Annotated in this window: 29 protein-coding genes; 24 read left to right on the forward strand and 5 right to left on the reverse strand. The window is 63.8% G+C overall.

The window, feature by feature from the left end; translation table 11 throughout:
• The 8 genes from LUA85_RS07300 to LUA85_RS07335 all read left to right on the forward strand — a co-directional run bounded on the left by LUA85_RS07300 (position 1) and on the right by LUA85_RS07335 (position 5,215).
• Entirely contained in the window at positions 1-522 is a 522-nt protein-coding gene (locus LUA85_RS07300; RefSeq protein ID WP_231468302.1) for a hypothetical protein, read from the forward strand.
• The gene (locus LUA85_RS07305) at positions 522-1,682 is read left to right on the forward strand and encodes a DUF2827 domain-containing protein (RefSeq protein WP_231468304.1); all 1,161 of its coding nucleotides are present in this window, start codon (positions 522-524) and stop codon (positions 1,680-1,682) included. The genes LUA85_RS07300 and LUA85_RS07305 overlap by 1 nt, the downstream gene beginning before the upstream one ends.
• Positions 1,683-1,777: 95 nt before the next feature.
• Positions 1,778-1,990, forward strand: coding sequence for a hypothetical protein (locus LUA85_RS07310; RefSeq protein WP_231468306.1), 213 nt, complete (start codon positions 1,778-1,780; stop codon positions 1,988-1,990).
• Between the two features lie 67 nt (positions 1,991-2,057).
• Entirely contained in the window at positions 2,058-2,387 is a 330-nt protein-coding gene (locus tag LUA85_RS07315) for a hypothetical protein (RefSeq protein WP_231468307.1), read from the forward strand.
• A 46-nt stretch (positions 2,388-2,433) separates the two neighbouring features.
• Positions 2,434-3,036 carry a hypothetical protein gene (locus LUA85_RS07320; RefSeq protein WP_231468308.1) on the forward strand — a complete coding sequence of 201 codons (603 nt, stop codon included), beginning with the start codon at positions 2,434-2,436 and terminating at the stop codon, positions 3,034-3,036.
• Entirely contained in the window at positions 3,029-4,012 is a 984-nt protein-coding gene (locus LUA85_RS07325) for a LysR family transcriptional regulator (RefSeq protein ID WP_231468310.1), read from the forward strand. The genes LUA85_RS07320 and LUA85_RS07325 overlap by 8 nt, the downstream gene beginning before the upstream one ends.
• Positions 4,013-4,085: 73 nt before the next feature.
• Positions 4,086-4,700 (forward strand): hypothetical protein, encoded by a 615-nt coding sequence (locus tag LUA85_RS07330; protein WP_231468312.1) that lies wholly within the window; start codon positions 4,086-4,088, stop codon positions 4,698-4,700.
• Positions 4,697-5,215 carry an SANT/Myb-like DNA-binding domain-containing protein gene (locus LUA85_RS07335; protein WP_231468314.1) on the forward strand — a complete coding sequence of 173 codons (519 nt, stop codon included), beginning with the start codon at positions 4,697-4,699 and terminating at the stop codon, positions 5,213-5,215. The genes LUA85_RS07330 and LUA85_RS07335 overlap by 4 nt, the downstream gene beginning before the upstream one ends.
• A gap of 23 nt (positions 5,216-5,238) precedes the next feature.
• On the opposite strand, the gene LUA85_RS07340 is transcribed toward LUA85_RS07335, so the two are convergent.
• On the reverse strand, positions 5,239-6,687 hold the full coding sequence (locus tag LUA85_RS07340; RefSeq protein WP_231468316.1) for a S41 family peptidase: 1,449 nt from the start codon (positions 6,685-6,687) through the stop codon (positions 5,239-5,241).
• Between the two features lie 191 nt (positions 6,688-6,878).
• On the opposite strand from LUA85_RS07340, the gene LUA85_RS07345 reads away from it, so the two are divergent.
• The gene (locus LUA85_RS07345) at positions 6,879-9,083 is read left to right on the forward strand and encodes a DNA/RNA non-specific endonuclease (protein WP_231468318.1); all 2,205 of its coding nucleotides are present in this window, start codon (positions 6,879-6,881) and stop codon (positions 9,081-9,083) included.
• Positions 9,084-9,190: 107 nt separating this feature from the next.
• On the opposite strand, the gene LUA85_RS07350 is transcribed toward LUA85_RS07345, so the two are convergent.
• Complete coding sequence (locus tag LUA85_RS07350; protein ID WP_231468320.1) at positions 9,191-9,685, reverse strand: type II toxin-antitoxin system YhaV family toxin; 495 nt, start codon at positions 9,683-9,685, stop codon at positions 9,191-9,193.
• A gap of 2 nt (positions 9,686-9,687) precedes the next feature.
• A complete protein-coding gene (locus LUA85_RS07355) occupies positions 9,688-10,020 on the reverse strand; it encodes a type II toxin-antitoxin system PrlF family antitoxin (protein WP_231468322.1) in 333 nt (110 codons plus the stop codon).
• A 280-nt stretch (positions 10,021-10,300) separates the two neighbouring features.
• Between LUA85_RS07355 and trbB the strand changes: the two genes are divergently transcribed.
• From trbB to LUA85_RS07410, 12 genes are all read left to right on the forward strand, one after another.
• A complete protein-coding gene (gene trbB / locus LUA85_RS07360) occupies positions 10,301-11,284 on the forward strand; it encodes a P-type conjugative transfer ATPase TrbB (RefSeq protein WP_231468324.1) in 984 nt (327 codons plus the stop codon).
• On the forward strand, positions 11,281-11,619 hold the full coding sequence (locus tag LUA85_RS07365) for a TrbC/VirB2 family protein (protein ID WP_231468326.1): 339 nt from the start codon (positions 11,281-11,283) through the stop codon (positions 11,617-11,619). The genes trbB and LUA85_RS07365 overlap by 4 nt, the downstream gene beginning before the upstream one ends.
• On the forward strand, positions 11,619-11,885 hold the full coding sequence (locus LUA85_RS07370) for a VirB3 family type IV secretion system protein (RefSeq protein WP_231468328.1): 267 nt from the start codon (positions 11,619-11,621) through the stop codon (positions 11,883-11,885). The genes LUA85_RS07365 and LUA85_RS07370 overlap by 1 nt, the downstream gene beginning before the upstream one ends.
• Complete coding sequence (trbE, locus tag LUA85_RS07375) at positions 11,882-14,308, forward strand: conjugal transfer protein TrbE (protein WP_231468330.1); 2,427 nt, start codon at positions 11,882-11,884, stop codon at positions 14,306-14,308. Before LUA85_RS07370 ends, trbE begins: the two co-directional genes overlap by 4 nt.
• Positions 14,309-14,310: 2 nt before the next feature.
• Positions 14,311-15,036 (forward strand): P-type conjugative transfer protein TrbJ, encoded by a 726-nt coding sequence (gene trbJ, locus LUA85_RS07380; RefSeq protein WP_231468332.1) that lies wholly within the window; start codon positions 14,311-14,313, stop codon positions 15,034-15,036.
• A gap of 22 nt (positions 15,037-15,058) precedes the next feature.
• Positions 15,059-15,286, forward strand: a complete 228-nt coding sequence (locus tag LUA85_RS21695; protein WP_371823657.1) for a hypothetical protein — start codon at positions 15,059-15,061, stop codon at positions 15,284-15,286.
• Positions 15,283-16,563: a P-type conjugative transfer protein TrbL gene (trbL, locus tag LUA85_RS07385; RefSeq protein ID WP_231468334.1), complete on the forward strand. Its 1,281-nt coding sequence runs from the start codon at positions 15,283-15,285 to the stop codon at positions 16,561-16,563. Before LUA85_RS21695 ends, trbL begins: the two co-directional genes overlap by 4 nt.
• A gap of 8 nt (positions 16,564-16,571) precedes the next feature.
• Positions 16,572-17,255 (forward strand): conjugal transfer protein TrbF, encoded by a 684-nt coding sequence (gene trbF, locus LUA85_RS07390; protein ID WP_231471795.1) that lies wholly within the window; start codon positions 16,572-16,574, stop codon positions 17,253-17,255.
• On the forward strand, positions 17,252-18,241 hold the full coding sequence (trbG, locus tag LUA85_RS07395) for a P-type conjugative transfer protein TrbG (protein WP_231468336.1): 990 nt from the start codon (positions 17,252-17,254) through the stop codon (positions 18,239-18,241). Before trbF ends, trbG begins: the two co-directional genes overlap by 4 nt.
• Positions 18,238-19,482, forward strand: coding sequence for a TrbI/VirB10 family protein (locus tag LUA85_RS07400; RefSeq protein ID WP_231468338.1), 1,245 nt, complete (start codon positions 18,238-18,240; stop codon positions 19,480-19,482). The genes trbG and LUA85_RS07400 overlap by 4 nt, the downstream gene beginning before the upstream one ends.
• Positions 19,479-19,697 (forward strand): DUF2274 domain-containing protein, encoded by a 219-nt coding sequence (locus tag LUA85_RS07405; RefSeq protein ID WP_231468340.1) that lies wholly within the window; start codon positions 19,479-19,481, stop codon positions 19,695-19,697. The genes LUA85_RS07400 and LUA85_RS07405 overlap by 4 nt, the downstream gene beginning before the upstream one ends.
• A gap of 152 nt (positions 19,698-19,849) precedes the next feature.
• A complete protein-coding gene (locus LUA85_RS07410; RefSeq protein ID WP_231468342.1) occupies positions 19,850-20,218 on the forward strand; it encodes a hypothetical protein in 369 nt (122 codons plus the stop codon).
• 88 nt (positions 20,219-20,306) lie between these two features.
• On the opposite strand, the gene LUA85_RS07415 is transcribed toward LUA85_RS07410, so the two are convergent.
• Both LUA85_RS07415 and LUA85_RS07420 read right to left on the reverse strand, forming a co-directional pair.
• Positions 20,307-21,287 carry a hypothetical protein gene (locus tag LUA85_RS07415; protein WP_231468343.1) on the reverse strand — a complete coding sequence of 327 codons (981 nt, stop codon included), beginning with the start codon at positions 21,285-21,287 and terminating at the stop codon, positions 20,307-20,309.
• An 80-nt stretch (positions 21,288-21,367) separates the two neighbouring features.
• Positions 21,368-21,634 carry a hypothetical protein gene (locus tag LUA85_RS07420; RefSeq protein ID WP_231468345.1) on the reverse strand — a complete coding sequence of 89 codons (267 nt, stop codon included), beginning with the start codon at positions 21,632-21,634 and terminating at the stop codon, positions 21,368-21,370.
• Positions 21,635-21,852: 218 nt separating this feature from the next.
• On the opposite strand from LUA85_RS07420, the gene LUA85_RS07425 reads away from it, so the two are divergent.
• The 3 genes from LUA85_RS07425 (at position 21,853) to LUA85_RS07435 (ending at position 26,840) form a co-directional block, all read left to right on the forward strand.
• Positions 21,853-22,374 (forward strand): hypothetical protein, encoded by a 522-nt coding sequence (locus LUA85_RS07425; protein WP_231468347.1) that lies wholly within the window; start codon positions 21,853-21,855, stop codon positions 22,372-22,374.
• A 176-nt stretch (positions 22,375-22,550) separates the two neighbouring features.
• On the forward strand, positions 22,551-23,684 hold the full coding sequence (locus LUA85_RS07430; RefSeq protein WP_231468349.1) for a CsgG/HfaB family protein: 1,134 nt from the start codon (positions 22,551-22,553) through the stop codon (positions 23,682-23,684).
• A 60-nt stretch (positions 23,685-23,744) separates the two neighbouring features.
• Positions 23,745-26,840 carry a hypothetical protein gene (locus tag LUA85_RS07435; protein WP_231468351.1) on the forward strand — a complete coding sequence of 1,032 codons (3,096 nt, stop codon included), beginning with the start codon at positions 23,745-23,747 and terminating at the stop codon, positions 26,838-26,840.
• Positions 26,841-26,910 lie beyond the last annotated feature (70 nt).

The following is a 26,910-nucleotide window of genomic DNA, read 5'->3' on the forward strand; positions in this document are numbered from 1 at the left end:
GTGACCTTGCCACTTGTTGTGGCGGGGTTTCTGTGCGGTCACCTGTCGGCGGCGGGGCAGGGGGTTCGTCCCGCCAAACCCGAACCGCTCGTCGTCTCGGCCGCCCGGACGCTCGGGGTGAAGCGCTGCTTGCCCATGATCTCCGGAATCGCTCAGCGCGCGACAAGCGGGGCTACGATGCAAGATATTATCGTTGATTGGGATCGCGCGGCGCCCGACGCGGCTCCTTTTTTCTCGCTGACCGGCCTTGGCAATGGCAGCCAGCGCGCCGCGTTGACGATCGCCGCGATCCCGACCCAGGCCGGCTGCGCGGTCCTGGTCGAGCGCGCTTCGTTCTCCCAGCAGACCTGCACGGCCGTCGCCGCCAGCGAGCTGCAAGGCTTCCCCTCGGCGCGGTTGATCGACGGCATCATGGTCTACCAAAACCCGGCACAGCCCGGTGAAACCTACACCCTCATCACCAACACCGGCGGCTGCCTGATCCTGCGCCGCCAGGCTTCACTCAAATGGCAGGGCAAATAATGGAACGCCGCGGATTGCGCATCGGCATCACCATCGGGCTACACGCGCCCGACGAAAGCCTGTGGATCAATGGGATCAAGCAGAACGCGATCTTCCTCGCCAAGCTGCTGCAGAACTCGCCTCTCGGCCACGAGGTGGTCCTGCTTAACACCACCAGTGTCCCGATCACCGACCGCCTGCCCTGGGACGTGGCGCTGCTGCCGACCGCGCGCTTTGATGACCGCTGTGACGGCCTCGACATATTGATCGAGCTCGGCGGACAGATCGGTCCTGATCAATCGGCCCGGATCAAGGCACAGGGCACCAAACTCGTCAGCTACAGCTGTGGCTCGGAATATGTGCAGAACATGGAGGCGATGATCTTTCGCCGACCTCTGTGGGACGGTCTGTTCATCAACCCGGACTACGACGAGATCTGGGTCATCCCGCAAAATGCCCCTACAACGCTGCCATTCCTGCAGACCTTCCGGCGCTGCCCGGCACGTGCCGTGCCGTTCATCTGGGACCCATTGGCCATCGAGGCAGTCTCGAAGGACTTGCCCGAAGGCGGTGAATATCGGCCGCGGGAGGGGGCGCGCCGCGTCTCGGTCATCGAGCCCAATGTCGATGTCCTCAAATTCTGCATGTACCCGATCCTGGCGACCGAGCAGGCCTTTCGGCAGGCTCCCGATCAGTTCGAAATCCTGCAGGTCGCGAACAGCGACCACATGGTCCACGACGATCGCGAATTCGCTGGGCTCATGCGCCATCTCGACATCGTCAAGGCGGGCAAGGCGTTCTTCCATGGCCGCGTCCGCACACCCGATTTCCTGAGCGCGCAAACCGACCTCGTCGTCTCGCACCAATGGGGCGTGCCGCTCAACTACTTCTACCTCGAATGCTGCTGGCAGGGGTTCCCGTTTGTTCACAACGCCGAGTTGATCAAGGACCTGGGCTATTATTACCCGGAGAACGAGATCGACGTTGCTGCCCGCCATATACTTGCGATCTGCGCGGACCATGATGAGAACTGGCTGGAATATCGCGAACGGCAGCGGGGCCTGATCCAGCGCTTTCTCGCCAGCGATCCGGATCTCATCGCCACCTACGACGACCTCCTGTTTGGCCTCTTTGGCGACGCCAAGTGTGCGGGGTCACGTGCGGAGCATGTGTGTGCGTGAGCAGCATTTGCCGGTCGGCGTGCACCGCGCCCGCCTTGGATCGCCAGGCTGCGTGAATGGCGCAGTGACCGGCCCTTCACGAAAGACCCAGAGCTATGTTCAATCCATTGTCGCTCGACTTGCGCACCTTGCTATGGGTGGGCGCAGGCTTTTGCATTCTTCTCGCCATCGTCGGACCCTCATGGCTGGAGCGTCGGCGGCGCCGTCGGCCGTTCCAGCGCAGTGTCTGGGCACCGCGCTCCGAAACCTTGATGTTCGCAGGCATGTTCGGCGCATTTGCGTTGGCGTTTCTCGCGATGCGGGCCTGATCGGCGAAGTCGCCCTTCCGGATAGGCAAACGCACACCGTCCAGATGTTCATGACCAGGAAAAATCTATGCTGACGCTCGCGCTCCTGTTTGCGCAGACTTTGCCCTATCTGCCCGTCGCTTCCAGTTCGCCCGAGGTCACTGCACAGGTCACCTTTGGTTGCGATGCAGGCCCCGGTCATAGCTGCGGCTTTGCCATATTCTCGGCAAACCAGGCGCGCTTTGCGCTCAGGCTCGATGGCGGTCAGCGGGCGGTGGTGCGGGTTTCGCCAAATGTCGATCGCTACGTCGTCGTCATCGACGAGCCGACGCCGCTGCGTGCAGACGCTTGTCCGGCCCTCGTTGCAAAGGGCAAGTTCTGCAAGGTGGCCGTCGTTAGCGCCGGCTACAACAATTAAGCGTCTTATGGTCCGCGGCTCGCAACCGTTCGTGCAAACGCCCCCCGTGATCGACTATCGTCGGCTTGCCAGTCTCCTGACGAACCTGGGGATTTCGCCAGACCGTCTGGAGCTGGCGGTGGAGCGGGCCGTCCTCGAAGACGATGCTCAAGGTCTTGCGCGGCTGAGCGCGGCCGAGAAGCGGCTGGTCTATTATGCGCTTGGCGAAGGGCTCGCATCGCTTCGCCATGACCAGGACGCAGCATTGCGCGCCACAGGGCTCACCGTGTCCACCTTTCGCAGCGAAGCGCGCCTGTATCAGGGCGCGTTCCTCTGTGCTTCCCGTCGGACCAACTGGCTGCTTGCAGCCCTGATCGTCCTCACTCTGGCAATCTTGCTCCTCCAATGGGCCGGGATGGGGGCAGTGGAGCGGGGCACCGCCTTGTTCTGTCGTCAGACGGTCGCCGCCGGTTTGCCGGTCGTGCGCGATAGATTGGTGGTCCCAAGTCTGGCTCTGGGCTTTGGTGAGCTGGCGGTGCGCACGTCTGCGCCTGCGCGCGTGGCCCGCAGGCTCGCGACCAATTCCGGGCAGAGCCGCAGGATTGCGGTGCGTGGTCCAGGCGGCGTGGTTGCGCGCCGCTTCAGGGTCGCAGGAGCCGGGCGTGCATAAGCTGCTGCGCGGTTTCGAGGAATCGAACGTTGACACTCCGCCCGTCGATCCAGCCCGCATCCGGAGCGCCATTGATCGGATCCATGTGGAGACAGCGCTTGCACTCAATCTCCACGGCAGCTTTCGCAAGGCCGCCGAAGCGCTGAACATGAAGCCGGCGACGGTCAACCGCCGGATCCGTGATCTCGAGTTCCTGGTCGGGGTGCCGCTGTTCGAACGGCGGCATCGCCGCGCCGTGCCAACGCGCCTTGGCAAGATATTCCTGCGCCAGAGCGGGCGCATGTTCGTGGACTTCCACACGATGGTCGACGGCATGCGCCGCATCTCAAACGGGCAGGCGGGCGAAGTCTCGGTCGGCTATTATGGGCCGCTTGGCGCCGGCCCCCTGCATGACCTGCTTCTTCGCCAGGACGCGGAACTGGGCGACATCCGCCCGGTGCCCATTGAATTTGCCAGCGGCTGTCTTTTCGATGCGCTGATCGCCGAGACCATCGATCTGGCGGTCGTCCATGGCCGGACGAGCGAGTTCAAAGGGCAAAGCCAGATCCTCTGGCACGAGCGCGTGTTCGCCGTCATGCCGCAGGGGCATCGCCTGACGAGATTTGCCTCTCTCAGCTGGGCCGATCTCGTCGGTGAAACTTTTCTCCTCTCGCACAGCGAGCCATCGGAGGATGTCCGCACGTTCCTTGCCGACCGCATCCGACCTCAAGGTGGCGCGCCGGTCGTGATCGAGCATAATGTGAGCCTGCCGACCATCTTCCGGATGGTCCGTGCGGACCACGGCCTGTGTCTCTGCCTCGAATCTGCGCTGGCAAGCGCTGGAGACGGCTTGGAATGCCGCGAGGTCATCGGATCCCAAGGGCCCGAACTCGTGCCGACCAGCGCGTGCTGGCTCGCCGAACACCAGAACCCAGCACTCGGGCGGCTCCTGAGTCTACTGCGCCGCAGACACGGCACGCCTGGGGGCCGGGGTTAATCCCGGTCCGCCAGACAATGCCTTCCGCTCCCGTTGACGGGACGCATTCGACCGACCGGAACTGAACTGCGCCATGAACCCATCATCTCCCATTTTTGGGCTCGATGCTCGCCGTTATCGAAGCGGCTTGCAGGGGCAGAGCATCATCTACCGTCACATCGCGCGCACTGGTCTCACTCTGGCCGGGACCGCCGTTTGGACGTCCGACGAGATTGCGATCCTCCGTCGTCACCATGTCAATCGGGAGGCTTTGCCAGCGCTGCTCCCCCGGCGAACAGTCAAAGCGATCGGCAACAAGCTGCGCCGACTGGGGTTGGTGTGCGCGCGACGTATCTGGAATGCTCAGGAAACTGCGGCTTTGCGCTCGCCCTACCGGACAGGCGTCCCCATCGACGATCTCCTGACGATGTTTCCCGGCAAGTCTAAGCGGCAGATCTGGGGCAAGGCCTTTGCCATTGGCGTTCGGCGGCCGCGGCGGGCACCCAAGCCGACCGGTCTTGCCCTCGTCGATGACGTGCGCGCGCGTGCCTTTGCTTATCGCCTCTCGATGACAGATCTCGACAGCTTCCTGGGCACGCATGGCTATTTCGTGCGGCCACGGCATCTGAACTGGTCCGCTCTTCACAAAGCGATCGAGCTGTTGGGTGGCATGCCGGAGCTGGTCTGGCGGGATGTGCTCGTGTCGTGACCTCTCCCCGATCGGCATCGTCTTGGACGGCCGAAGAAGATCAACTCATCCGCGCGCTCTATCCCGATTATGACCGCCTGCAACGGCAACTGAAGCTTCGCACGCGCTCCGCGCTCAAGCACCGCGCCCGACGCATCGGGGTCACTGTCGTCCGCCATGTCTGGACCAACATCGAAGTTGCCTCGCTGCGCGCACTCTTCGCGCAGGGCATTGCGGATCGGGATTTGGTAGGGAAGTTTCCCCATCTTCAACTGGGGCAGATCCGGGCCAAGGCGCAGCATCTTGGGCTGACGCGGCCAAGGCGTGCACCTGTCTTGCTGGGTGTGCCCTTGCTCGATGGCATCCGCCAGCGCGCGGCGCTGGCCGGATTGAGCCTGGTCGAGCTTGACCGGCGCGCAAGTACCGGGCGTTACTTTCAGAGTTGCAGGCGCAATCTGGACCTGCGCTGCATCTGGAGAGCCGCGCAGATCCTCTCAGGCGAAATCCGGGTGAACTGGCAGGATCCAGATGACTGAACAGGCAGTGCCCTCTTGGCCTGTCAACTGCCGTTCACCACTGCGCGGGCTTCGGGCGGCGGACGCCGGTAAAGTCGGACGGCTCGTGCCGGGTTCGCCCCATCGGGGCTGTTCGCACGCAGGACATCCAGAGCGCGCAGGATCTGAAAATCGGCGGCGATGTCCGCATCGTCCGGCAGGGGCTTTGCGAACAATGGTTTGTCGGGCTGCGGACCCTCGTCAACCGGACCCTCCACGGTGTCAGGCTCGTCGCGCTTGAGCTGCATTTCGTTGTCCGGTGCGTTGAACACCGATGCTTCGGTGAACATCTGTCCACCCTTGACGGCGGCCTCAGCTTCGCGCGCGGTACGTGCAACGACAAGATCCGGCGTCACGCCGATGCGCTGGATGGAGCGCCCGGACGGCGTGTAGTAACGCATCGTTGTTACGCTGAGCGCACCTTGTGCACCCTGCGCCAGGGGGAAGATGTTCTGCACCAGACCCTTGCCGAAGGTGACGAGCCCAATCAGGCTGGCGCGATGATTGTCCTGAAGTGCGGCCGCCACGATTTCGGATGCACTCGCACTGCCGCCGTTGATCAGCACAACCACTGGGAGTCGGCGGAGTGCCTCGCCCTGGTCCGAAGCAACGATTGCAGTCGTCGCGCTTGCGGATTTTCCGGTTCTCACGACGACCGCGCCAGGCTGCAGAAACCGGGATGCGACATGCACGGCCGCATCAATGAATCCTCCGGTGTTGTTGCGCAGGTCGAGAATCAGCCCTGTCATTGGGCCTGCCTTAAGCAAGTCGGCCTGGGCCTCGCCAAGTTCGCGGTCGGTCACCTGGGCAAAACCGGTAATGTGGACATAGCCGATCGAACCGATGCGACGCTGGTAGACGCTGTGGAGGTGGATGGTCTCTCGCGTCAGGACGAGCGGCACTTCATGCCCACTGCCATCGATAAAGGTGATCGCGACCGTCGTGCCCGCTGTACCGCGTAGCCGCCGTGTCGCTTCGATGAGCGTGGTTCGCTCGACGGTCTGGCCATCGATCGAACGGATGAACCATCCAGCCCCGACGCCAGCGCGGGCGGCAGGACCAGCGTCGGTTGGCGCGATGACGCGCAGCTTGCCATCGGCGACCTCGATCACCGTGCCGATCCCTGCAAACTCTCCGGTCGCACCGGCCTGAAAGTCCTTGAACTCCTGCGGTGTCATGTAGACCGAGTGCCCGTCGAGCGATCCGGCCATAGCCTTGAGCGCCGTGCTGGTCAGGCCGTCGGGATCGACCGGGCCATTGTAGTTCTGGCGGATGATGTCGAGCGCCTGGCCAAACAGTGCGGCTTGCGCGTGGCCGTCGGTTGCGGAGGCCGCCGGGCGTGAGTCTTGTGCGCCGACCGGGGACGATGGCGTGGCATTCTGCGCGGCGGCGGGATTGGGCGATGTCGCCAGCAGTGCGAAGGCAATCAAAGCCGCACCTCGAAAAACGGGCATGGAAGTTCAGCATCTCCGAGAAGGGTGGGTGAGGGTGCGCGGTTCCTGGAGGCAATACGAGTGCCCCTCGGCGCGCAGCAGGCTCGTCGAGAGAGGCTTGCATGAATGCTGCACCGCCTTCTTGGCCGTTCACCAGTGGATCGCGAAGCCTGCTCCCGACATCCGAAGATCGAACATGCGTCTAAGACTTTGTGTTCGATCCTGAAGATATAAGTCTTGTATCCGGGCAGTGCTTGGCACAGGATGATGAGTATTCACTCGATGGAATATTGTTGCCATGCTGGAACGCTAATTTCACGGCGGGGGCCTCCATGAAACTGAGCGACATCGACCTTGAGCGATTTTCTGAGGCGGCAGGACTTGCTCCGGCCGCAGCGCCTTCCGCCAATCTGGTTGCCAGGCGCTTCAAGTTTCTTACGGCAGACGGGCAGTCAGCCACGCCGCTCGAGCAGGAAGCCCTGCTCGGCACCAACGATCTGCTCGATGTCAACTTTCTGGACCGCTGCAGCCTCGCGCGTCGCTGCGTTGGACGCATCCGCGTACAAGGTGGTGGTCGGCAGGGGTGGGCAACCGGCTTCCTGATCGCGCCAGGTCTCATTCTTACAAATAACCACGTTTTCCCCGATGCAGCTTCAGTTGCGAGCTCCCGCATCGGCTTTGACTATTGGTTTGATGTTTCGGGTCAGCGCCCTGCCGATCCTGACGAGTTCGACCTGCGGCCGGATCAATTCTTCGCTTTCAATGCCGACCTCGACTACAGCGTGATCGCTGTGGCACCGCGGTCTTCTGCGGGCATATCCATCCTCGAGCGCAAATATTTGCGGCTTTTTGCCGAGAGTGGAAAAGCGAAGCAGGGCGACTTTGTCACCATCATTCAGCACCCGGACGGCGTCCCCATGCAGATCGCGCTGCGCGAAAACGAAGTCGTGCGCGCTGCTGAAGACGAACCCTATATCTGGTATCAGGCCGATACCGCGCATGGCTCCTCGGGTTCGCCTGTGTTCAACGACAGCCTGCAGGTGGTGGCGCTCCATTCCAGTGGGCGGATCAAGCGCGAAGGCAGACGCTATGTTCTGGCCGCCGGTGGCACTACGGACAGTCTGGACGGTCTCACGGAAAGTGATGTCGCGTGGGAGGCCAATGTGGGCTTCCGCATCAGCCGGATCATCCAGGATTTGCTCGAAGCGGTAAAGTCGAACTGGCCCGTGCGTCTGCCCGAGATCGAGGCTGCAACCCGCGGTGGCGACATCATGTCCTCAGCGATCCAGTCGCTGGCTTCAAATCCACCGCCCAAGTCAGGGGTTGCGTCTCTGCGCGAGATGGAACCCGAGATTTTAACCGAGGAGGCCGAGCCCATGACCGTGTCATCCAGTGCGACCAGCGTCGTCATTCCGTTGCAACTGCGCGTCAGCCTTGAAGTGAGGCAAGTTGCAGGGGCCGCGGCTCCACTGGTCGTCCAGACTGTGCCGATCGAGACTGAAGCCTTCGAGATGCGCACGCCCGTGATCTACGACGGCCTTGATGAACGCGCTGGCTTCGATCCACGCTTCCTCGACGAAACGGCACCCGTTCCGGAACCCGTCGTCACGCCGGCCGGCAAGAAAGTGTTGGCGCCTCTGCTCGAAGGCAATGATTCCGAACTGCGCTACAGGCACTTCTCGGTATGGATGCACAAGGAGCGACGGCTTACGCTCTACACCGCCTCCAATGTCGACTGGCGCAAGCGGGCGAAGATGGTCGATGGCAAGTCGACCTCACGCGACGGTCTTGCCGGATGGCCGCAAGGGGCGACATACGCAGAACTCTGGGTCGAAGATCCTCGCATCGCCTCTCGATACCAGCTCCCCGACGTCTTCTACAGCGAAGACCGCGGCGCATTCGACAAGGGCCATATCGTTCGCCGCGACGATGTGTGCTGGGGCGAGCATTTCGAAGAAATCCAGATGGCGAATGGCGACACGTTCCATGTCACCAACTGCTCGCCCCAGACCAAAGTGTTTAACCAGGGCGCTGCGGGCCAGGACAATTGGGGAGATCTGGAATCGGCAATCGCCGCCGTGACGAAAAAGGATGCCCAGGCGGCCTGCATTTTTGCTGGCCCGATCTTCGCCCCGGACGACCGCTGGTTCTACGGGAAGGATGTCTCAGGCAAGGCCCGCATTCAGATCCCGAGCCGGTTCTGGAAGATCGTGGTGGTGAAGGAAGGGAATGCGTTCGAGGCTTACGGCTTCATCCTCGAACAGGACGTCAGGGCCGTGACCGAGCAGGAATTCTATGTCACCGACAACTGGCTGGCGGCGTGGAAGCCAATCAGGGAGATCGAGAGCCAGCTGCGGGGATGGCTTGATCTTGCTGAGCTGATTGCTATCGATCGGCATCTAGCGGCTGCAGGCTGACACAAGCTGCAACTTTTGCCGTCACGGGCCACAACGCCTCATGAGCCATGGCGACGCTCTGCAGTCCGGCCTGAGCCTGTTCCAACCGACTTTCTGGAGGCCGAGCCCTAGTCTGACTCGGCAGGTGCAGCCGAACCGAGCCGCTCCATCGCCGAAGGTTCAGAAGCTGCCTTGAGCAGCGCAGGCCAATCGTCGGGCGGATTGCCGTCATCCAGCATCCCCTTGAAAACATGATAGGCGTCGGATTTGGCACCATAGGTGCGTAGTGTCGTCTCGTCGTTGACCCACGCAAAAATGATCACTTTGGCAACCGAGTCATAACGGAAGAACAGGCGAAAGCGACCGTTGCCAAATTTCGCGCGGAACCAGTGCTTGTAACTGTCGCCGAGCGTCGAGCCCTGTCGGTAGATCGTTGCCGTCGGATCGTTCGGAATGGCCTCGAAGACAAGTTTGTTCAGCATCGCCAAGAGCTTCGTATTGGCGTGCCTTTGATAGTCGTCGGGCTTCTTGGTTTTTAGCGCTTCGACCGCAGTTATTAGCCTGTCCAGCTGATCAAGAAAGAGCGGATGCGCGAGGATGGTCCAGCCATTGATCGTGAGCATGGCTAGAGCGCGACATCCCCGTCAATCTCAGTGTCGAGGCCAATGTCCATGCCTTCAACCAGCGCGGCCATGCGATCGCGCATGGCCGTCGGCAAGGGCACGATGGATGTGTCCGGGCGACCAGCCATATCGCGTGCAAGAAACTCCAGAAAGCGATCGACAACCGGATCGCTGAGCTCCTCGACTGTCTTTTCGACATAAACCCGGCGCGCGTCGTCCACGACAAAGGTGATGCGTCCACCATAGTCTACGCCCAAGGCCTGCCTGACGGACTTGGGGACCGTCGTCTGCCCCTTGGCAGTAATTGTGCTTTCTTCCTTGAGTAGCGCGGACATGATCTGCTCCTGGATGATGAGGGTTGAGGTAAGGAATTTTCATTACCTTGTCAAGTCGAGCTGTGCCGCGGGTAAGCAGAAACGGTCGGAAGAGACGGATGCAAGGCAGTGCGCTTTCGTTTGAAAGCGGTCATCTCGACACGCGCACTACGCTTCTCCCTGTCGTTCTGCGCCAGGCTACGACGATGCCTCATCTGTGTTGAAATCGCGCGATTTCTGCGTCTCTTAATCATCCCCAGCGCGCTGTGAGCTTCTTTTGCGGCGCTTTCGGGGAGTGCGAATGAGCCCGCTATCTGTCCAGTCCGAAGCCAGTGTACGCGGCGCGCGCATGTTGCGTACCGCGATGGGCGCGGACATTGCCGGATGGCTCGCGGACCTCGCAGTCATCGAGGTCATGCTCAACCCGGATGGACGCCTGTGGGTCGACCGGCTCGGGGCAGGCATAGCTGATAGCGGCGTCCTTCTCTCGTCGGCCGAGGGGGAGCGCATCATCCGCCTCGTCGCCCACCATGCCGGCACCGAAGCCCATTCGCGAAATCCGCGCGTCTCGGCCGAATTGCCCGAAGGCGGTGAGCGCTTCGAAGGACTGCTTCCGCCTGTCGTCACCGCACCAACCTTCGCGATCCGAAAGCCAGCAATCGCCGTATTCAGTCTGGAAGACTATGTGGCGGTCGGCATCATGGGGGAAGGGGAGGCGGCTTTTCTTCGGCGCGCTGTCGCTGAACGGAAGAATATTCTGGTCGCGGGCGGCACTGGGACCGGCAAGACCACGCTTGCCAACGCGCTGCTGGCCGAGGTGGCTGGCAGCAACGACCGTGTCGTCCTCATCGAGGACACCCGCGAACTGCAATGTGCGGCCCCGAACCTGGTTTCGTTGCGCACAAAGGACGGCGTTGCATCGCTGAGCGATCTTGTGCGCTCGTCGCTGCGCCTGCGTCCAGACCGCATTCCCATCGGCGAGGTCCGCGGGCCTGAAGCCCTCGATCTGCTCAAGGCATGGGGGACAGGGCATCCCGGCGGCATCGGAACAATCCACGCCGGGACGGCCCTGGGTGCGCTTCGGCGTCTTGAGCAGCTGATTCAGGAAGCCGTGGTCACCGTGCCACGCGCAGCAATTGCAGAGACCATAGGCGTCATCGCCGTGCTGGTCCGCGACGCAGGGAGCCGTCGCCTTTCGGAACTTGCCTGCGTCGACGGGCTCGACCCCGGTACCGGCGACTATCGCCTTTCCTCTCCATCCTTACCCCTTGGAGTTTTTGCATGACGCCATTTTATCATCGCGCGCCCGTCGCCCGCCGCGCTCTTCATTCGGTTGCGCTTCTGAGCGCTGCGCTGCTCGTTCATTCGCCGGCCCTTGCCTCTGGTTCGTCCATGCCGTGGGAAGCGCCGCTCCAGTCGATCCTGCAGTCGATCGAGGGGCCTGTCGCCAAGATCGTCGCTGTGATCATCATCATCGCGACCGGGCTTGGGCTGGCCTTCGGGGACACGTCCGGCGGCTTCCGGCGCCTGATCCAGATCGTCTTTGGTCTGTCGATCGCCTTTGCTGCTTCGAGTTTCTTCCTCTCCTTCTTCTCGTTCGGCGGCGGGGCGCTCGTCTGATGTCCGGCGAAGAGGTCGCAGGTTATTTCGCGCCGGTGCATCGCTCGCTCAGCGAGCCCATCCTGCTGGGCGGCGCACCCCGGTCCATGGCCATCGTCAATGGCACCCTTGCCGGCGCAATCGGTCTTGGCCTTCGCCTGTGGCTCGCGGGACTCGCCCTCTGGGCGATCGGCCATGCCCTCTCGGTCTGGGCCGCCCGCCACGATGCGCAGTTCCTCGAAGTGGCCCGGCGCCACCTGCGCTACCCGGTCTGGATGCGGCCATGATGTCGCTTCGCGAATATCGCTCGCGCGCCGCAACCCTGCCGGACTTCCTGCCCTGGGCGGCTCTGGTCGCGCCCGGCGTCGTCCTCAACAAGGATGGCGCATTGCAGCGGACGCTGCGTTTTCGTGGTCCCGACCTCGACAGCGCGACGCCCGCAGAACTCGTCGCGGTGACCGCCCGGCTCAACAATGTCCTGCGCCGCCTGGGTTCGGGATGGGCGCTTTTCGTCGAGGCGCAGCGCTTTCCGGCGCTGGCCTATCCGGAATCCCGGTTTCCCGATCCGGTTTCTGCCTTGGTCGACCGTGAACGCGCGGAGCAGTTCCGGGAAGAGGCAGCGCATTTTGAAAGCGGCTATTTCCTGACCCTCCTTTGGCTGCCGCCCGCCGAGGCGGCGACGCGTGCCGAGAGTTGGTTGTTCGAAGGCCAGGCCAAGCTGCAGGCCGGGGCAGGGGAGTGGCTGCGGACCTTCATCGACCGCACCGATCGCTTGCTCGGCCTGATCGAGGGTTTCATGCCCGAGGCGGCCTGGCTCGATGATGGCGAGACGCTCACCTATCTCCACTCCTGCATCTCGACCCGGCGGCATCGCGTCCGCGTGCCCGAAGTGCCGGCCTATCTCGATGCGATCCTGCCCGACGAAAGCCTCACCGGTGGCCTCGAGCCGCGGCTTGGCGAGCATCATCTGCGCACGCTGACGATCAACGGTTTTCCCAGCGCCACCTTCCCGGGCCTCCTCGACGAACTCAATCGCCAGTCCTTCGCCTATCGCTGGTGCTGCCGCGCTATCATGCTCGACAAGACCGATGCTACGCGCGTGCTGTCGCGGATCCGCCGCCAATGGTTCGCCAAGCGCAAGTCGGTCGCGGCCATCGTCAAGGAGGTCATGACCAACGAAGCCTCAGTGCTTATGGACAGCGATGCGGCTAACAAGGCGGCCGATGCCGACCTCGCCCTGCAGGAACTCGGCGCCGACCATGCCGGGCTGGCTTACGTAACGACCAGCGTCACCGTCTGGGACCGGGATCCCGGCCTTGCCGCCGAGCGGCTGCGTCAGGTCGAAAAGGTCATCCAGGGCCGCGACTTCGCCTGCACGAGCGAGCGCATGAACGCACTCGAGGCCTGGCTCGGCAGTCTCCCGGGACATGTTTACGCCAACGTCCGCCAGCCTCCGGTCTCGACGCAAAACCTGGCCCATATGCTGCCCCTGTCCGCCGTCTGGGCTGGACCGCCCGACGATGCCCATTTTGGGGATGCCCCGCTCTTCCTTGCCAAGACCGAGGGCTCCACGCCGTTCCGCTTTGCCCTGCACATCGGCGACGTCGGTCACACCTTGGTGGTCGGACCCACCGGCGCAGGCAAATCAGTCTTGCTCGCGCTGATGGCGCTGCAGTTCCGGCGCTATCGGAACAACCAGATCTTCGCATTCGACTTTGGCGGATCGATCCGCGCTGCGGCGCTCGCCATGGGCGGGGACTGGCAGGACCTTGGCGGTGCGCTGCATGCTGATGACGCCGGGGTCGCGTTGCAACCGCTCTCTGGCATTGACGATCCCGCGGAGCGCGCATGGGCTGCGGAATGGCTAGCGGCCGTCCTTGGTGGCGAGGGCGTGGTTCTTGATCCATCAGCGAAGGACCATCTCTGGTCCGCGCTCACCTCGCTCGCTTCCGCACCGGTCGCCGAGCGCACCTTGACCGGCCTTGCGGTCCTGCTCCAGTCGCAGCAGCTCAAGCAGGCGCTTTTGCCCTTTTGCGTGGGTGGCCCCTGGGGCCGCCTGCTCGACGCTGAGGCCGAGCAATTGGGCCACGCAAGCGTCCAGGCCTTCGAAACCGAGGGCCTTGTCGGCGCGGGCGCTGCCGCCGCCGTTCTCTCTTACCTTTTCCACCGGATCGAGCGACGCCTCGACGGGCGACCGACCCTCATCATCATCGACGAGGGCTGGCTCGTGCTCGACCATCCCGCGTTCGCGGCGCAGTTGCGCGAGTGGCTGAAGACGCTGCGCAAGAAGAATGCGAGCGTCGTCTTCGCGACCCAGAGCCTCGCCGACATTGAGCGCTCCTCGATCGCGCCTGCCATCATCGAAAGCTGCCCGACACGCATCTTCCTGCCGAACGAGCGCGCCGCCGAGCCGCAGATCCAGGCGGTCTACGAGCGCTTCGGGCTCAATGCCAGGCAGATCGAGATCCTCAGCCGCGCCACGCCCAAGCGCGACTATTTCTGCCAGTCCCGGCGCGGCAACCGCCTGTTCGAGCTGGGCCTGGGAGAGGTCGCTCTCGCCTTCACGGCCGCCTCGTCGAAAACGGATCAGGCGAAGATCAGCCAGATGATCGCCGGACACGGGCGCGAGCGCTTCGCCGCCGTCTGGCTTGCCGCGCGCGGCCTTGGTTGGGCTGCCGAGCTTCTTCCCACCATGTCCTTGGAGGTCTGAGCATGTCCATTTCCCGTTCGCGTTTCGCGCGTTGGTCCGTCGCTGCTGGCCTGGCTATTGCGCCGGTGCTCCTGCTGGCGAGCCCAGCCCGGGCTCAGTTCGGCTTTGGCGGCATCGTCTATGACCCGACGAACTACGCCCAGAATGTGCTGACGGCCGCGCGATCGCTGCAGCAGATCAACAATCAGATCCAGCAGATCCAGAATCAGGCGCAGAGCCTGATTAACGAGGCGAAGAACTTGGCCAGTTTGCCGGTCTCCACGCTCTCAACCCTCGAGGCGCAAGTCCAGCAGACCCGCCAGCTCATCGGCCAGGCACAGCGCATCGCCTATAGCGTCAAGGATATCGAGAGCGCCTTCGGCAACCGCTATTCGGGATCAGCGCTGACCGGTTCGGCCCGCGACATGGTCGCCAATGCCAATGCGCGCTGGCAGGACAGCGTCGCCGCCTTCGAGGATGCGCTGAAAGTGCAGGCGGGCGTGGTCGGCAACATCGATGGCGCGAGATCGTCGCTGTCGGCTCTCGTCACGGCCAGCCAAAGTGCGAGCGGCGCCTTGCAGGCGGCACAGGCGGGCAATCAGCTTCTGGCGCTCCAGAGCCAGCAGCTCGCCGACATGACCGCAGCCCTAGCGGCGCAGGGGCGGGCGCAGGCGCTGGAATCGGCGCGCAATGCCGCCGCCGAAGCCGAAGGGCGCGCTCGCTTTGCCCGGTTCCGGGGGCGCAACTGAGATGGGACCGGGAAGGAAAGGGATGCGTGTGGCGGGCGTGGCGGCAGGCGCTGCGCTGGTCATCACGCTTGGCGTTGTTGCACTCCGGGCGCCTCAGCGCCCGTTGGTTGCCTCGCCGGCGCTTTCCAGTCCTGCAGGTCCCGAGCCAGCACCGCCTTCGTGCCGGACAGCCACCGCGCCAGACCCGGTCTGCGGTGCCTATTGGGCGGGACGCCGCCAGCGCTTCTTCGCGAGGCCTTCACAGCCATGAACGACACCGGCATCATCGACACCTTCCTCGGCGTCTTCACCCGCTATATCGAATCCGGCTTCGGCCTGCTCGGCGGCGAGGTCGGCTTTCTCTCGTCGACGCTGATCGTGATCGATGTGACGCTGGCCGCCCTGTTCTGGGCCTGGGGCGCCGACGAAGACGTGTTGCAGCGTCTTGTCCGCAAGACGCTGTATATCGGAACCTTTGCCTTCATCATCGGCAATTTCGGGCATCTGGCGACCGTCCTGTTCGAGAGCTTCGCGGGCCTGGGCCTCAAGGCTTCGGGAAGCGGAATGGCGATCGGCGATTTCATGCGGCCGGGCGCTGTCGCCGCGACCGGTCTCGATGCCGGCGCCCCTTTGCTCGATGCAACTGCCGACCTGTTGGGACCGGTCGGGCTCTTCACCAATTTTGTCCAGATTGCGATCCTGCTGATCGCCTGGCTGATTGTCGTGCTCGCCTTTTTCGTGCTCGCGATCCAGGTCTTCGTGACCATCATCGAGTTCAAGCTGGTCACGCTGGCAGGCTTTGTCCTGCTGCCGTTCGCCTTCTTCGGCCGCACCGCCTTCATGGCCGAGCGTGTGCTCGGGCACATCATTTCTTCGGGGATCAAGATCCTCGTGCTAGCCGTCATCACCGGGATCGGTACGACGCTCTTCAGCCAGTTTACCGCCGCCGGCCTGGGCGAAGATCCGACCGTCGAACAGGTGATGGCGATCGCGCTTGCCGCCCTCACGATGCTGGGGCTCGGCATCTTCGGACCCGGCATCGCCAATGGCATCGTCTCGGGTGGCCCGCAGCTTGGTGCTGGTGCTGCCGCTGGTGCGACGGTCGCTGCCGGCGCCACGCTTGCGGGCGGAGCGGCTGCCGCACGGATGGCCGGTGGCGCTGCGATCGGCGCTGCCAGTTCCGCCGCCTCTGGCACGGCGCGTGCTCTCGGCGGGGCGAGCCAGGCTTATGCAGCCGGAGCAGCCGACAAGATCGGCGTGAGCGCCGTTGCTGCAGGTCTCGCCAATGTCGCGCAGGCCGCAGCCTCACCGGCCGCGTCACCCCTTCGCCGTGCCGCCGACACCCTCAAAAGTGAATTCTCAAAAGGGCAGGGCGGCGCTTCAACCGACGTGCCCACCGATGCCGCATCCGATGAACCGCCCGCATGGGTGAGCGCGATGAAGCGGCGGCAGGCGCTGGGGCAGGGGGCAACCCTCACCAGCCACACGCTCAAGGGCGGCGATAGCCATGGCGGCGGCGCCGGTCCCGATCTCAGTGAAAAGGAATGAGCGCTATGCTGTTTCGACGCCCATCGGTCCGCTATGGCGACACGCCAAGACCGGAAACACCCTACCAACGCGCAGCACAGGTCTGGGACGACCGCATCGGCTCCGCTCGTGTTCAGGCGCGCAACTGGCGTCTGGCCTTCTTCGGAAGTCTGTCTCTTTCTACGCTGCTGACGGGCGGTCTCGTCTGGCAATCCGCACGGGGGACGATCGTCCCCTGGGTGGTCCAGGTCGACCGGCTTGGCGCCGCCGAGGCGGTTGCACCCGCAAGCCCCGACTACCGCCCGACCGATCCCCAGGTGGCGTTCCATCTTGCCCGGTTCGTCGAACAGGTCCGCAGCATTCCGGCCGACCCGGTAGTACTGCGACAGAACTGGCTGCGTGCCTACGACTTCGTGACCGAGCGAGGGGCCACTTCGCTCAGCGATTACGCCCGCACCAACGATCCATTCGCCGAGATCGGCAAGACCCAGGTCGCGGTCGATGTCTCGAGCGTCATCCGGGCCTCCCCGGACAGCTTCCGCATCGCCTGGACCGAACGGCGCTATACCGATGGCGCTCTTGCGGAAACGTCGCGCTGGTCGGCGATCGCGACGGTCCTGACCCAGACCCCCAGGACGCCCGACGCCCTGCGGAAGAACCCGCTCGGCATCTACGTCAACGCGCTCAACTGGTCGAAGGAGCTCAGCCAATGACCAAGTCACCCTTTGGCCTCTGGCCGCTTACAGCCGCAGCCCTGCTGGGCTCGTCCATCGCCACAGAGGCGCTGGCGCAGCCGGCTCCTTCACAGGCAGCCGGGAAAGCGCCGCAAGCGCAATTGGCGCCCAGCCTTTCCAAGGCAACACCTGCGCACACCGTGGGTACACGGCCCGGTAAGCGGGCGAGGGCAACACGGAAGACCAGTCTTTCGGACCCGCAGCGCCAGGTCGGAGCGGCCAATGCCGCCGCCCGCATTCAGCCGAGCAAAGGCGGCTACTTCAATGCGATCCAACAATATGCCTATGCCGACGGCGCGCTCTACCAGGTCTATTCGGCACCCGGCCAGATCACCGATATAGCGCTCCAGGAGGGCGAGGAGCTGGTGGGCTCGGGGCCAGTAGCGGCCGGGGATACGGCGCGCTGGATTATCGGCGATACTGTGAGCGGGGCAGGTGCAGCCAAACGGGTCCACATTCTGGTCAAGCCGACCCGCGGCGATATCGCGACCAACCTCATCATCAACACCGACCGGCGAACCTACCATCTCGAACTCAAGGCGACGCTCTCGACCTACATGGCGTCGGTCTCCTGGACCTATCCGCAGGATGCGCTCATCGCGCTGCGCCTGGCCGATGCGGAACGCGCCCGCACAGCGCCGGCCGCCACGGGACTTCAGCTCGACGGCCTCAACTTCCGCTATCGCATCACCGGCGACCGCGCTGACTGGCGCCCCCTTCGGGTCTTCGACGATGGCCGGCAGGTCATGATCGAGTTTCCCGAAGCGATCGGTACGACGGCCATGCCGCCCCTGTTCGTCATCGGGGATGGCGGCACCGCCGAACTCGTGAACTACCGCGTGTCCGGCCGCTACATGGTCGTCGATCGCCTCTTTGGGGTCGCAGAGCTGCGCCTTGCATCGCGTAAAGCCGAGCAGCGGGTGCGGATCGAGCGCGAAAAAGCCAAGCCGCGGAGGGCGTCATGAGCGAGCGCGATCTCTCGGGGGACGGTGGTATCCCTTCCGGGTCGGCGGCAGAGGGTTCGCACTCCGGGCGGCCGGCGGTTCTCGCGCCATTCCGCCTTGGCGGCGAGCCGCCGCAAGTCATGCGTCTGTCGCGCAAGGCGTTAGCGCTCGGCGGCGGGGTTGCCGCCTGCGCCATAGCGGGCGCCCTGTTCTACGCCTTGCAGCCGCGCGGGTCCTTGCCGCCCGCCAACCTCTACGAGCCGCAGGCAAACGCAAAACCGGATGCTCTTGCCGGAGCACCGGCGAGCTATGACAAAGTCCCGAGGCTCGGACCGCCGCTCCCGGGCGATCTCGGCCGGCCGATCCTCGCGGCCCAACAGGACGGGACACCCGTTCCGGTGCCACCGATGGGCACTCCGACTGCACCACCGGTGTCTGCCGCGGCTGAAGCCGACAGGCGACAAGCCGAAGCGCGCCAGGCTGCGATCGTGAGCAAACTGTTCCTGGCATCGGGGAGCACCACCGGCTCTGAGCAGCGCGTAGCTGCGCCCGCGGCTGCGTCGCCAGATCCCGCGCAGCCCGGTGCCTCAACCGGGCGCGAAGCAGATGGGCAAGCGGCACGCCGCGCCTTTCTCTCGCCGGACACGCGCCGGGTCACTGCGAGCGTGCAGCGCATCGCCGTTCCGGTTTCGTCCTACTCGCTGCAGGCAGGCAGCATCATTCCCGCCGCACTCATCACCGGCATCCGCTCCGATCTTCCGGGCCAGATCACAGCGCAGGTCACTGAGAATGTCTACGACAGCGCCACCGGCAGGCTCCTGCTGATCCCGCAGGGCAGCCGGCTCATCGGTGAGTATGACAGTGCTGTTGCTGCGGGCCAGACCCGCGTGCTGCTTGCGTGGGATCGGCTCATTCTGCCCGGTGGGCGCTCGATCTTGCTCGACCGCCAACCCGGCGCCGATGCAGCCGGCAATGCCGGGCTTCAGGACAGCACCAATTATCATTGGGGCAACATGCTCAAGGCGGCGTTCGTCTCGACCATGCTTGGCGCCGGCACGCAGTTGGTCGCGCAAGGCGACGATGAATTGACCCGCGCGATACGCTATGGCGTTCAGGACACGATCAACCAGACCGGCCGTCAGCTCGTGCAGCGCGAGATTGCCGTGCCGCCATCCCTGACGGTCCGGCCGGGCTTTGCTCTGCGCGTCCTTGTCACCCGCGACATCGTTTTCGATCCCGCGGATGGGGAGAGCGGACAATGAGAAAACTTCGTCTCGGACCGATCCTTGAGGACAAGCCGGTGAAGGTCTCCGTCGAATTGTCCGCAGAGCTTGCGCGAACCCTTGCTGCCTATGCCGAAGCCCATGCCCGGGAAAGCGGTCTGTCCGGGCCGTTGCCCCCGGAACGGCTGATCCCGGCCATGCTCGAGCGCTTCATGGCGACAGATCGAGGCTTCAGGCGCGCCGGGGGAAGCTGAGCCTGCAGTTACCCTGCGGTGGGGTCTGTATGCCCTGTCAAGTTCCCCCTGACGAGCGATCTGCGCTCCATGGGTGACTAGACCGGCTCTGCAATGTCTGAGCACCAGACTAGGACATGCATTGCGATCAATGCCGATGAGGGGGGGGCTTCATGCCTGAACACGCAGCGCCCATGTGGGAACGCCATCAGCGGTTCGCCGCATTCTTTCAGTCGCAGCTGAACGCCGTCCAGCAGGGTGCTATCGCGGCGCAAGCGGGTATCCCGATCATCTTCCTCGTCCTCGACCGCGCTTGCGTTGCAGCAGCGCAGCCACAGACATGGGCGATAGTGTGGATCGGCTTGCTGGCCTGGCTACTTCTTGGACTGCAAGTGTTTCGCGCTTTCCAGACAGATGCCCATCGCGTGCTGGCGACCTATGAGGCGGAATGGGAGCTCGAGTTTCCTGAAATTCCGGCGCAGCGGCTCGCGAGCTTCCTTCTCAATGCGACCTACCGGCGACGGGAGCGCAAGCGCAGATGATCGGCGGAATTTTGCGTGGCGGTGCAATGCCGGAACCGTCCAACCAAACCGAATGGGCATGGCCGCTCGTGTTTCCTCGACTTTATGTCTAGCTGGCCAGTGTCTTCCGAAGGGTGGCCGCTTTGCGCTTGACGCCCACCGCAGGATCATTTCGCAGGGCGTCTTCGTAGTCGCGAAGCGCCTCTGCCAGCTGCCCCTCGGCCTCAAAAACTTCTCCGCGTAGTCGCAGAGCCCTGGCCCGACTGCGATGGTCATGGGCCTTCGAGACGGCTGCCTCCAGACCGGTCATCAGCACATCGCGGGTGACGGCGGAATGTCCTTGTGCGATCTGCTTGATTGCACTTTCGATCACCCAGAGATTTCCGGATGAAATTCGCTCGCTGCTCCACTCGTCCCGATTGAGGAATTCCCCTGTCAGCGAATAGCGGGCGCAGCAGCCGTCCCGATAGACCAACTCGATGCTTCGGCCATCGGGAGCAAAGCGATAGCTATCGGCCCATCCAGACGGAGCCTGCCAGGACGCAAGTTCCCGAGCCCCGACAAGATCGAACACCACCAGAATGGCGTTGTCTGGCCCCTCGGCATGGCACGTCTGGCAGACCGCGAGGCTGCCGTCCTCGCTCAAGCCGTTGTTCAATAAGTTCGCGTTGAATTCGCGCGTCAGGATCACTTCCCCGGTTTCAGCGTAAGCAAGGAAGCGGCCTTTCAGACCCTCCCCAAACCGCCAATCGTTGATGATGAAGGTGCCGTTGTTGGCGACCTTGCCATCGTTAGGGCGTTCCGCCCGCCCGTCAACGATCGGGACACCACTCTCGAGGAGCAGGTAGCGGCCATAACCTGACTCCCGATGCCCGCCAAGAGTGCCGCCCTGATCGCGATCGGACCACGCAAGGACGTAGCGCTGATCCGGCGATCGTGATGCGCTCCCGAAAAAGTCCAGCTCGCGGATCGAAATGAATGAGTCGTCGCCGCCGAAAGGTTCCATCTCGATCGCAGATGACTGCGCGGATAGGCTTTCTGATCTCGGGGCACTGGAATTGCCGAAAATCCGCCGAAGCCAGCCTATCATGTATCACTCCTGCCAATGCACGCCGATCGTCTCATACATACGGGTTTGGCCAGCTCATCGAAACGGCGCTGTGCCGCCGATCAATCTTGTGTCAGATCTTCGATGTCGAGGGCGATGTACGCTTCCGAGCCCACCGGCCGGACCGGGCGACCAAGGGCCTTGAGAAAAGCTGCCTGGACGATGCGGTCGTGATGCTCGTCCATCCAACCCACGAAATCCGAGCGATCGCGTAAAGGGCGACCGATGATCGCCTCGACCGTCGTTCGATAGACCCGACCGTGGACAGCTGGGATCAAGGCATCGGGCTCGCCTTCGATCTCCAGATAGTCGGGGCAGGGGTAATGCAAGGAACTCGCTCCGTTATTCGCGATATGCTCGCAGTGATTCGAGTTGGTCCTGCTGAGCCTGACGCAACATCCTCGCGCTAACAACCGCTTACGCCATTGCCTGTCTTGTTACGCCAGACTTGGCTTGGCGCCGAAGTCTGTTGCGCGGCGCCGGACTATGCGTCTCTTGAGTGTCCTCGAAGCCCCGACACCTTCGTCGCGGGCCAAGGGGAGCATCCATGCGCAAGCAATTAGTCTGTGCTGGCCTGACTGTCGGTCTGGCCGTCGGCACTTTACCCGCCCGGGCAAACAACCTTGGCGAAAATGGTGCCTGGCAATTCCGGTCACCAACAGACCTCGCCAATCTGTCCCTCGTCCTCGAGGCGATCGAGAAGAAACGGGCAGGCGGCTACGCGGCGCCTGCCTACACCACAAACATCGAGCGGCAGTTCAACTGTGGCATTACCGCGAGTGCACTTGGCAACTCGTCCGGCCAATCGGCGGTCGTAAACTCTCCTACCGCCACAGCCGCCTCATCATCTGCGCAGGGCAATTCTGGTGACAGCTGGAGCGGGCGCGGCGGAACAATTTCGACCAGTCAGCAAAATTCTGGCTCCGTTGGTGCCTCGGCCACGGGCGATGCAACGGCCCTTGTAAACGGCAGCCCCACGTCGGTCTTCAATTCAACGCAGACCAATAGCGGGGTGCAGTCGGCAACAGTCACCGGGTCTACCGGATGCGCCTTCGGGGTGCTCAACTGATGCGCGCTAGTGAGGCATCTGCCGCTCTGCCTATAACTGGTGCGGCCGTGCTTGTGCTTGCGAGCACCATGCTCGCCGGATGCACCGGTATGCACGGTATATCTCTTGCGCCACATGAAGCCAAAGTCCTGGTCGGTCCGCCTGTGCGGGCAAACCGGACGCCTATGGATCCGGTATTGGCGTGCCTCGCCGGGCAGCTTTCGACCGGGCGGGGCAAGCCTTTGGTGATCGCCGTGGGTGATGTCCGCGACTACACCGGCAAATACTCCGTCAGTGAGGGCAACGCCGTCACCCAGGGCGGAGCGCTCATGGTCGCCTCTGCGCTCGGTAAACTCGAAGGCCGCGTCCACATTGCCGAGCGGTTCGATCCCACGATCGCGGAGCGGGAACTTGGCTACACGGATCGGCGCCAGCTCGGTGACGGTACAGTGCATGATCTGGCAGGGCCGTCGGGGAAGCAGACCGTGCCCTGGCTGCCTTACTATGGCGGCAGCATCGCCGCCTCCGACTATTACATCGTCGGCGGCATCACCGAACTGAACTACGATATTCGATCCGGCGGCCTTCAGACCGGCGTGGGATCGATCGGCCCCAAGCACCGGACCTACACACAGTCGGTCGCCGTGGACCTCCGGATCGTCGATACGCGATCATTGCTGGTGGTCCGTACCGTGAGCCTCACCAAGCAATTCACCGGCTACGAGACGGGCTTCGGCATCTTCCGGTTCTTCGGCTCCGACCTCTTCGACATCAACATCGGGGCCAAAGGCCAAGAGCCGCTCCAGCTCGGTATCCGCACGGCTCTGGAAGAGGCGACCGTCCGGCTCCTCGGCGCGGTTGCCCGGATCGACGTGGCGCCGTGCCTCGCCAAGTCGGGCTGGGCTGAGACCGCTGTCACATCGCCGTCGGACACGGGACTGCCGGTGGCGTCGAGATTGCCTGCAGTCGGCGATCCGTTCAACGGATTGCCACACGCAGCCGCGCCAGTCGGGGCCGATGTCCGCATCGTCTTCGAGGTTGGATCTGACGCGCTGAGCGGCGCAGCTTCTGCACTCGTCGAGCGGATCGCGGCAGACGCAGCGCGGGGACCAGTGTCCGTGACGCTTTTGGCGCGGGACACCGAGACGATCGAGCCTGCGAAACGAACAGCCCTGACGGACAGACGGCTCACCGCACTGACCGCGGCGTTCGCAAGTCGGGGCATCGATCCCGCGACCCTCACGATCACCTGGCGTCCTGCACCTGCCGACACATCGCTTCCGTCTGACGGCGCCGGGCTGCTGCGCCTTGCCCAGCTGCGCATCGGCTGAACCCCGGCGCGCCCGCAATTTTACTCCCACCAAGTTCCCCAACCTGAAAGGACCACTGCCATGACTTCCCGAATTCACGCCAGGCGCATCCGCCGCCATCAGCTTCTGCTTGGTGCCGCAGCAACGGCGCTGAACATCTGCACCGCCGCGACCGTCGCGGCCCAGCCTGCGCCGCCTGTGGTACAGGCTGATGGCAACACGATCCTCGCAAGCGACCAGCACCAGTCCGATGCATCGGTCAAATCGATCGTCGCCGGCCCTCAGGCTGAGCTTCAGGGAGCAGCGGACGGTAGCACGCTGCATGTCTCCGACAATGTCCTGCGCGCAAATGCGCGTGTCAACGTCGCGGCTGCGACATGGGAGCTGGATACCACGGGCTCACTCGAGTCGGAGGCAGCCACTCTTTCGACCGGATGGTCGGGCACCAGTGCCAGTGGCGGGATCGTCATCGCGTCCCGCCAGCAGGCTCAAGGAACTGCCGTCGTCGGCAAGATTGGCGGTGCCGGTTCGTCGACCCGCCTTGGCGCGGCCTTGACCAATGTCTCGGGCAGTTCGGTCCATGTGGATGCCAACATTCTGGAGGCTGGCGGCACCGGCAACGAAGCGTCGTCCGCGCTCTCGCTCAACAATCTGTCCTCTGGCCTCAGCGCCGGGATCGTCAACGACCAGTCGATCACCGATGCGTCGACGGTGAAAGCTGTGCGGTATGGTGACCTTCGCCTCTCTGCGAATGCGCTTACGGACTCCAGCGTCGAGGTTTCCGGCAACAGCACTCGAGCGCTTGCTCATGGCAACAATGCCGCGAACGCCTTGTCGGTGAATGCTGTCGCTTTGCGGGGTGTCGGCGCAGGCGGTACGCCTTCGACGGTCGATACTGGTTCGAATGAAGGGGAAGTGCACGCGCAGTTCGGCGTCCTCTCGAACCAGCGGTTGGACGGAAACGTTGCGGCGAAGAATGCCGGAAGCGCCTTGGTGGAGATCGGCGGCGCTGCGAGTGGCTCGTCGATCGTGAATGACGCGAACCAGCTGGCTGCCGGCGGCTATGGCAACCGTGTTGACAACAGCCTCTCCCTCAATGCCCCGACGATCGCGACGGACGACACCGGGGGAGGGACCGCCAATGTCACCAACATGCAATTGGTGAATGCCGTTGCGGTCAGCGCGCGGGCCGGCCAGGGACCGCGCACGGTGGTCCAATCCGATCTCGCCGGATCGACGGCCTCGCTGTCCGGAAACTCGGTCACCGCTGCAGCCACGGGCAATCAGGCAGATGGCAATCGGCTGACCGTGACCGCCGCATCCCTGATGCCTGGCCAGGGCAGCGGCGGGGAAGGGGGCGGCCATGGCCCCGGAATTCCGCCGGTGATCGGCACAGCGGCAGTCACTGAGGTCGGTGACATGACCGTCTCGGCGCCTCTCAGCGTTCAGAACGTGCAGATCAATCAGGGCCTGATTGCCGCGTCGCAGGAGCAGTCGCTGAACAGCCTCTCGGTTGGCGGCGCGCTTTCAGGATCGGCGCTCGATCTCTCGCGCAATGCGGTCACCGTCAGTGCGAGCGGAAGCCGCGCATCGAATGATCTCGCCATCTCGGGTTCGACCGTCGGCTCGTCGGCAGACCTCAACAACCTGCAGCTTGGGCTTGGATCCATCTCGGCCACGATCGGATCGACGACAAACCGCAGCGGCTTTACCGCTTGGACGAGAGGGGCGATCGACGACAGCACGGTCGCAGTCCTGGGCAATGAGCTCACGGCGAGCGCGAACCAGAACAGTGCGACGAACGCGCTCAGCGTCGAGGGCGCGCGCCTGGTCAGCACCAGTGGCCATTCGAACGCAGAGGCCGGCAGCCTTGCCGAGGGGCTGGGCGCCGCCGGCGACTTCGCGCTTGCAAACACCCAGGAAATCCTGGGAGGCTATCAGTTGCCGGCTGTCATCAGCGTTGAGGTTCATGGCGCATTCGGAGCAACCTCCGATGGGCCGAATACCGGTTCTTCGTTCGCGGTGCGTGACAACGGCCAGACTGCATCGGCTACCGGCAATACCGTGTCGAACGAGCTTGCGCTCAAGTCGGCATGGCTCGGCGCTCCGGGCGAGGGCGCGACGGGTTCTGCTCTCGCTTCGACGCAGAGCGCGCGGGCCGAAATCATGGCCGCCTCGGACATGGTTCTTTCGGTGCCGGCCGGACTAACCAGCTCCTCGGCAGAAATCGCTGGCAACAGCAGCATCGCCTTCGCGCGCATGAACAGCGCATCGAACGCGCTTTCCATCGATGCTGCGCTCATCGGACCGCTCAGCAATCTCCCGGCGTTCGTCGAGAACAGTGCAGGCGCGCCGCCCCAGGCCATGGGTGACCATGTTCTCGCCAACACCCAATCGGCTACTGGCAGTGTCTCGGCTTCGTCGTCCATCGGCGCTATTGGCACCAACGGACAGCTCGACGGCGCATCGCTGGTGCTCAACGGAAACACCGCACAGGCCTCGGCTGCCGCCAATTCGGCATCGAGCTCGCTGGCAATGGTCAGTGGTGTTGCACCGGCCGCTTCCGTGGCCCTTGTGAACTCCCAGTCGAGCATGGCCGCTGTTGGGGCGACCGCACGGCTCGACGCGGGTGGCACGGGCGCGCTTTCGAGCTCGCAGAGCGGCATTTCGGCAAACTCGGCGATCGCACAGGCGACGGGCAATGGTTCGTCCAACGCCATGACGCTCTCCGGCGCCCTTGGCTACGATTGCGTGCCTGACCTGGCGTCCGTCACCACCGGACCACTGAACAGCGGCGTGGGGCCAGCTATTCTTTCGAATGCGCAAATGAACGCTGGCACCGTGTCTTCATCGGCCCTGATCCGCAATGCCTCGCTCACTACGCCGACCGGCAATCTCACGCATAGCGCGGCCGACGTGACCGGCAACATCGCCACGGCGACTGCCTACGGCAACTCGGCTGCCAACAACATCACGCTTACGTCCGCAACGGCGTTCCCAGCGGCCGGGATCGTCAACAATCAGGTCAACACGGCGTCCGTAACCGCCATTACCGGCGCAGCTCTGAGGCTCACTCCCGCCGCCATGACCGGCTCGCGCGCCACGTTCGCGGGCAACGCCGTGACCGCTCAGGCGGTGGGCAACTATGCAAGCAGCACGATCAGCTTTGGGCGCTGAATAGCGGGGGTCTGCCTAGCCCCCGGTCAGGCCCCTGCGGGCCGCCGCGTGTCCCCTGGCGCGGCGGCCC

Source organism: Novosphingobium sp. CECT 9465 (assembly GCF_920987055.1).
Classification (GTDB): Bacteria; Pseudomonadota; Alphaproteobacteria; order Sphingomonadales; family Sphingomonadaceae; genus Novosphingobium.

Excerpts from the sequence above, each read along its gene's own strand:
- LUA85_RS07340 (WP_231468316.1), bottom strand. The coding sequence starts at position 6,687 with ATGCCCGTTTTTCGAGGTGCGGCTTTGATTGCCTTCGCACTGCTGGCG.
- trbE (WP_231468330.1), top strand. The coding sequence starts at position 11,882 with ATGATGTCGCTTCGCGAATATCGCTCGCGCGCCGCAACCCTGCCGGAC.
- LUA85_RS21695 (WP_371823657.1), top strand. The coding sequence starts at position 15,059 with ATGCGTGTGGCGGGCGTGGCGGCAGGCGCTGCGCTGGTCATCACGCTT.
- LUA85_RS07315 (WP_231468307.1), top strand. The coding sequence starts at position 2,058 with ATGCTGACGCTCGCGCTCCTGTTTGCGCAGACTTTGCCCTATCTGCCC.
- LUA85_RS07365 (WP_231468326.1), top strand. The coding sequence starts at position 11,281 with ATGACGCCATTTTATCATCGCGCGCCCGTCGCCCGCCGCGCTCTTCAT.
- trbB (WP_231468324.1), top strand. The coding sequence starts at position 10,301 with ATGAGCCCGCTATCTGTCCAGTCCGAAGCCAGTGTACGCGGCGCGCGC.
- LUA85_RS07305 (WP_231468304.1), top strand. The coding sequence starts at position 522 with ATGGAACGCCGCGGATTGCGCATCGGCATCACCATCGGGCTACACGCG.
- LUA85_RS07415 (WP_231468343.1), bottom strand. The coding sequence starts at position 21,287 with ATGATAGGCTGGCTTCGGCGGATTTTCGGCAATTCCAGTGCCCCGAGA.
- LUA85_RS07405 (WP_231468340.1), top strand. The coding sequence starts at position 19,479 with ATGAGAAAACTTCGTCTCGGACCGATCCTTGAGGACAAGCCGGTGAAG.
- trbJ (WP_231468332.1), top strand. The coding sequence starts at position 14,311 with ATGTCCATTTCCCGTTCGCGTTTCGCGCGTTGGTCCGTCGCTGCTGGC.
- LUA85_RS07410 (WP_231468342.1), top strand. The coding sequence starts at position 19,850 with ATGCCTGAACACGCAGCGCCCATGTGGGAACGCCATCAGCGGTTCGCC.
- LUA85_RS07370 (WP_231468328.1), top strand. The coding sequence starts at position 11,619 with ATGTCCGGCGAAGAGGTCGCAGGTTATTTCGCGCCGGTGCATCGCTCG.
- trbL (WP_231468334.1), top strand. The coding sequence starts at position 15,283 with ATGAACGACACCGGCATCATCGACACCTTCCTCGGCGTCTTCACCCGC.
- LUA85_RS07355 (WP_231468322.1), bottom strand. The coding sequence starts at position 10,020 with ATGTCCGCGCTACTCAAGGAAGAAAGCACAATTACTGCCAAGGGGCAG.
- LUA85_RS07435 (WP_231468351.1), top strand. The coding sequence starts at position 23,745 with ATGACTTCCCGAATTCACGCCAGGCGCATCCGCCGCCATCAGCTTCTG.
- LUA85_RS07310 (WP_231468306.1), top strand. The coding sequence starts at position 1,778 with ATGTTCAATCCATTGTCGCTCGACTTGCGCACCTTGCTATGGGTGGGC.
- LUA85_RS07350 (WP_231468320.1), bottom strand. The coding sequence starts at position 9,685 with ATGCTCACGATCAATGGCTGGACCATCCTCGCGCATCCGCTCTTTCTT.
- LUA85_RS07425 (WP_231468347.1), top strand. The coding sequence starts at position 21,853 with ATGCGCAAGCAATTAGTCTGTGCTGGCCTGACTGTCGGTCTGGCCGTC.
- trbG (WP_231468336.1), top strand. The coding sequence starts at position 17,252 with ATGACCAAGTCACCCTTTGGCCTCTGGCCGCTTACAGCCGCAGCCCTG.
- LUA85_RS07330 (WP_231468312.1), top strand. The coding sequence starts at position 4,086 with ATGAACCCATCATCTCCCATTTTTGGGCTCGATGCTCGCCGTTATCGA.
- LUA85_RS07400 (WP_231468338.1), top strand. The coding sequence starts at position 18,238 with ATGAGCGAGCGCGATCTCTCGGGGGACGGTGGTATCCCTTCCGGGTCG.